4 protein-coding genes, 1 tRNA gene and 2 pseudogenes are annotated in these 5,100 nt (G+C 54.3%); 3 read left to right on the top strand and 4 right to left on the bottom strand.

What is annotated here, in order from left to right; all coding sequences use genetic code 11:
* Positions 1-165: 165 nt before the first annotated feature.
* The 3 genes and pseudogenes from ACWISF_RS07155 to ACWISF_RS07145 form a co-directional block, all read right to left on the bottom strand.
* Positions 166-407, bottom strand: a pseudogene (locus ACWISF_RS07155) (transposase); the annotation flags it as partial.
* Positions 408-567: 160 nt separating this feature from the next.
* A tRNA-Gly gene (locus ACWISF_RS07150) sits at positions 568-639 on the bottom strand.
* Positions 640-651: 12 nt separating this feature from the next.
* Positions 652-1,959: a hemolysin family protein gene (locus ACWISF_RS07145; protein ID WP_448380894.1), complete on the bottom strand. Its 1,308-nt coding sequence runs from the start codon at positions 1,957-1,959 to the stop codon at positions 652-654.
* A gap of 36 nt (positions 1,960-1,995) precedes the next feature.
* Between ACWISF_RS07145 and ACWISF_RS07140 the strand changes: the two genes are divergently transcribed.
* Genes ACWISF_RS07140 through ACWISF_RS07130 form a run of 3 tightly spaced genes read left to right on the top strand, consistent with a single transcriptional unit; the run spans position 1,996 to position 4,892 of the window.
* Entirely contained in the window at positions 1,996-3,327 is a 1,332-nt protein-coding gene (locus ACWISF_RS07140) for a TrkH family potassium uptake protein (RefSeq protein WP_448380893.1), read from the top strand.
* 21 nt (positions 3,328-3,348) lie between these two features.
* Positions 3,349-4,044, top strand: a complete 696-nt coding sequence (locus ACWISF_RS07135) for a potassium channel family protein (RefSeq protein WP_448380892.1) — start codon at positions 3,349-3,351, stop codon at positions 4,042-4,044.
* Complete coding sequence (locus ACWISF_RS07130; RefSeq protein ID WP_448380891.1) at positions 4,041-4,892, top strand: DUF4349 domain-containing protein; 852 nt, start codon at positions 4,041-4,043, stop codon at positions 4,890-4,892. The genes ACWISF_RS07135 and ACWISF_RS07130 overlap by 4 nt, the downstream gene beginning before the upstream one ends.
* Before the next feature lie 96 nt (positions 4,893-4,988).
* Here ACWISF_RS07130 and ACWISF_RS07125 read toward each other — a convergent pair.
* Positions 4,989-5,100: pseudogene (locus ACWISF_RS07125) on the bottom strand (IS630 family transposase); the annotation flags it as partial.

Here is a 5,100-nt window from a genome sequence, read left to right as displayed (position 1 = left end):
CCCGTTCTCAATGAAACTTATCACCTTCTTCCGTAAATCCAGGCTGTAACACATTCTGATTCTCCTCCTTGATGCTCACCTTCCTCCCCATCTTACACCCTCCTCTCATAAAATGTTGCATTTTCAATAAAAATGACTATAATCCATTTACACGTACATGAATCTTAGTGCCGTATCCCCTTTTTTTTCCGCAGCACACGCGTGTGCACGAACCATCGTCGGATCAAGAATCAAATGCTCTAAATCGGGGTCTTCAATAAAATACTTGAACATTACCCCAAAACGACGCCACCGCTGAAATCTTTGCTAAACTGCAGACCATTTGCCATAAGTTTCCGGGAGATAACGCCAAGGGGCGCCAAAGCCATCCAGAGAACCGCTTCAATCAACCGTTTACATCCTGCTTCGTTATCTTTTAACCGAATTCAATGCTCGACAAAAATCTGCAGAAAGCCTTCAAGGAACCGGTGCCTCCTTCACGCCTGTACTGCCATTGGATGGCGCCGTGTGCGTGTTACAGCCAAATGGTTTGCCAATGACCGTGCCAGTAAGGGACACACAAAAAGAAGCGGGCGATGGGACTCGAACCCACGACGTTCAGCTTGGGAAGCTGACATTCTACCACTGAATTACGCCCGCAGTAAGCAACTATCATAGCATTTTCTCGCTCGCTGGGGGACAGGTAATCAACACCTTATCCACCCGGTTGCCGTCCATATCCACAATTTCAAACTCCAACCCGCCCCATTCAAAGTGTTCCGCCACCTGGGGAATATGCCCCAGATGGTCAATAATCAACCCGGCTAGGGTGTGATAGGAAGGATTTTCCGGCAATTCGGCGATGGGAAACAACTCCTGGAATTTGTCAATGCCCAACAGGCCGTCCACCAACCAGGAACCGTCTTCCCGCTGGATTGCCCCCGGCTCATCCGCATCATCCACCGAAGGAATATCCCCAATCAAGGCTTCCAGAATGTCCTTGAAGGTGACCAACCCCTGAATGACCCCGTATTCATCCACCACCAGGGCCATCGGCGACCCCGACTGGCGCAAGAGTTCGAGCACTTTGAGGGCATGGGTATTTTCCGGGACATACAGGGGCGGGCTGAGATGTTGGGTCAGGTCGAAGGGTTGATTTTGAATCGCCTGCGCCAACAAATCGTGGGCAGAAACAATCCCCACCACATGGTCTAAATCCCCCTGACATACGGGGAAACGGGAATAGGGATGTTCGCAAATTTCTTTTTGATTTTCGCTGGGCGAATCTTCCAAATCGAGCCAGACAATATCCGGGCGGGGCGTCATCAGGGCGCTAATGCGTTGATCCCCCAGGCGAAAGACCCGCTCGACCAAGTCCTGTTCCGATTCGGCAAAAGTGCCCGCTTCTGTGCCCTGTTGCAGGAGCAATTTAATTTCTTCTTCGGAAACCTGGGGTTCTTGCACCGGGCGAATGCCCAACAGCCCCAACAGCGCCTGGGCAGACATACTCAACACCGTCACCAGGGGCGACATCCAGCGGGATAACCGGTCTAAAAGGGGGGCCATCGCCATCGCAATCGGTTCGGGGTAGCTCAAGCCCACCTGTTTGGGCACCAATTCCCCCAAAATCAGGGCAATATAGGTACTCCCTACGGCCACCAACAGGGTCGCCACCACCGGCGCATAGGTGGTCAACCAAGGAATTTGGGTTAAACTGACTTCCAAGTTATTCCCCAAGGTGGCTTCCCCGAAGGCCCCAATCAGGATACCAATAAGGGTGATCACGATTTGGATGGTCGAAAGCATGCGGGTGGGGTTGCTCGCCAGTTCCAAGACTTTTTGGGCGCGGACATTGCCCTCATTCGCCTGCTGCTGGAGCCGTGCCTTGCGGGCGGAAATGATTGCCAGTTCTGACATGGCAAACAGACCGTTGACCAGGCTCAGGGCAAGGATAAGGCCAAGCGCAGACGAAGCGTTCATGTATAAAGGGTTAGGAAGCCACCCTAGTACCTCATTATGAACCCAGCCCGCACGATTTGTCTCGGCTTTCTGTTGGTAATTGGGGTGGGCACGCTGCTGCTGTGGTTGCCCCTGGCGACCCAGGCGCCGGGCTGGAACTCGCTCCTGACGGCTTTATTTACCGCAACGTCGGCGGTCTGTGTCACGGGTCTATCCGTGGTGGATGTGGGCACCCATTACTCCTGGGTCGGACAGGTGATCCTGTTGCTTTTGATTCAAATTGGCGGGTTGGGCTACATGACCTCGATGACCCTGTTGATGCTCCTGTTGGGACGGCGGTTTCGGCTGCGGGATAAATTGGCGATGCAACACGCTTTGGATCAAAGTGGCATTGGCGGCATCAGCCGGTTGTTGCGCTCGATCTTGATGGCTACGGTGGTCATTGAAGGCTTGGGTATGGCGATTCTCCTGCCCCTGTTTGTGCCGCGATTTGGGTTTTGGGCTGGTCTATGGCATAGTCTATTCCACAGCATTAATGCGTTTAACAATGCCGGCTTTAGTCTCTTTGCCAATAGTTTTGTGGACTATTACAATTCGCCCCATTTGGTGATGACCACCACGACGTTAATTATTTTGGGGGGCATTGGTTATCAGGTGATTTTGGAAGTTTATTTGTGGGTCAAGGCGGGCTGTCCCCGGCGTACCAATTTTAGTTTGAATACCAAGGTCGTCCTCACCACAACTGCTTTTTTATTGCTGTTGGGCACGGTATTTTTCCTGATGATTGAGGGACACAATCCTCAGACCCTGGGGGCGATGGGTTGGCAAGACCGGCTGTGGGCTGCTTGGTTTCAGGCGGTGACGGCGCGGACGGCGGGTTTTAACACGATTGATATTAGCCAAATGACGGTTACGGGTTTGTTTTTGCTGATTATTCTCATGTTTATTGGGGCAAGTCCGGGCGGCACCGGGGGGGGGATCAAAACGACAACCATACGGCTGTTGGTGCAGGCGACGCGGGCGATTTTGCGCGGCCATGAAGAGGTCACGCTGTTTGAGCGGGAAATTCCGCCGCTGTTGATTTACAAGGCGATTGCGGTTTTTATGGGTTCGATGGGCTTGGTGCTGGTCATGCTGTGTTTAATTTCTCTGACCGAAGCGCAGCAGGAATTTACGTTTTTGCAGTTGTTTTTTGAGGTGGTTTCTGCCTTTGCGACGGTGGGACTGTCCACAGGGATTACGGCGGGGTTGACCCCATCGGGGAAGTTATTGATTATCCTGACGATGTACGCTGGCCGGGTGGGGGTGCTGATCCTGATGGCGGCCCTGTTTCGCGAACCCCGTTCCCTGCGTGCCCATTACCCCCAGGAGACTTTTTTGGTAGGGTAGAGAAAGGCTGCGGGTCATGCTATGCAAACCTTTTGGAACCGCCGTCGGCACCAGACACGCCAATTTGCGGTGATTGGCTTGGGTCGGTTTGGTCGGGCGGTTTGCTCGACGTTGCGGAGTATGGGGTGTGAGGTGTTGGCGGCGGACCGGGAAGAACATTTGGTTTTGTCTGCCTCTGAGGAGAAGGTGGCTGACCATGCCATCCAACTAGACAGCACGGACCCGGGTGCGCTCAAAGAGGCGGGGATTTTGGAGTTTGAAACGGTGATTGTGGCCATTGGCAATTACATTCAAGAAAGTGTGGTGACGACCTTGAATTTGAAAGAGGGCAATGTCCCCTATATCATCGCCAAGGCCTCGACGGATATTCATGGCCGTTTGTTAGAAAAAGTGGGGGCGACGCGGGTGGTTTACCCGGAGAAACAAATGGGGGAACATCTGGCCCGGTCGTTGGTGCGTCCCAACATCATTGAACGGTTGGAACTGGACCCGGAAAATAGCATTGTGGAGGTGCGGGTGCCGGAGGCATTTGTGGGCAAAAGTATTGTGGATTTGAAACTCCGCAATGAGTACGGTGTGAGTGTGATTGCGGTGGGTCGGCAGGGTTCCCATTTTGAAATCAATCCCAATCCCACCATGCCGTTGGAAGCCGGGATGATTATGTGGGTTATTGGCAGCAACCAAAGCCTCAATCGCATTATGGATTTGGGCCAGTGAAGTGGCAGTGGTGGCCTTGGGTCTGGGTGCTGGTGGCGGGGTGTACGGCAGCGCCTTCGGAAATGAGGACTGCGCCCCAGATGGCGCCAGCGGCTCCTGAAACGGCTACCTTGACCACTGCCCCCCAGCAGAAGGCCATCCCCCTGGCCTTGTACCAGCCACAACTGGCGCGCAAGGCGGTTCTTGCCTTGGAAGTGGCGGATGCGGAAGCTGCCGGTCAGCAGGTCATCCGGTGGACGCGGGCGGTGGGGGGAGAACTGCTGAACCTGAGCGATAACGGGGTCAAAGGCGAGGTACGCCGGTTGACCTTGGCGGTGCAGGTTCCGGCGACGCGCTTGGAGGAACTGTTGGGGCGATTGAGTACGCTGGGGAAGGTGGCGCAGCGCGAGGTCACCGCCGAAGATGTGAGCGACCAACTGGTGGATGTGGGGGCGCGGTTACGGAATTTGCGGCAAGCGGAAGCCCTGCTGTTGAAAATCATGGAGCGGTCGGGGTCGGTGGCCGACGTGCTCAAAGTCACCCAGGAATTGACTCAGGTGCGCGAGCAAATTGAACAACTAGATGCCCAGCGGCTCAACCTGCAAAATCGGGTGCGTTACGCGCAGATACAGGTGTATCTCACCACACCGCCTGGGGAACCACCGCTGCCTTCGGTGGGAGAGCGGTTGGGGAAAACCTGGCAAGCTGCCACGCGGGCGCTGGGCCAGGTCACCCTTGGCGCTATGGAGTTGGCGCTGTGGCTGGTGGTCTTTAGCCCCTTTATCCTGGGGCTGGGTTTCCCCCTGGCTTGGCTGACCAAACGGCTGGGGCGCTCGTTCCACCTACGCACGCCGCCGCCCAAGCCATAGATGCTCGTTCATTCGTTAAATTAGGCTGCGAGAGTCGGTCACGGCAACGAGTGAAAACCTTGAAGTTTTATAGTCATTTCGGTTTAGAATGCGACACTAACTTGTGCAATAATTACGAATGATTTCATCAATGGTGGTGCCAGGAGGAGCATACATCCACAATCTTTTTAATGCGCTAAAGTCATGCTCAATAGCATTGAGGTCTGGG

This window comes from Gloeomargarita sp., from assembly GCF_053491055.1.
The sequence above is the reverse complement of the archived record's forward strand: the minus strand, read 5'-3'. Positions and strand labels throughout refer to the sequence as shown.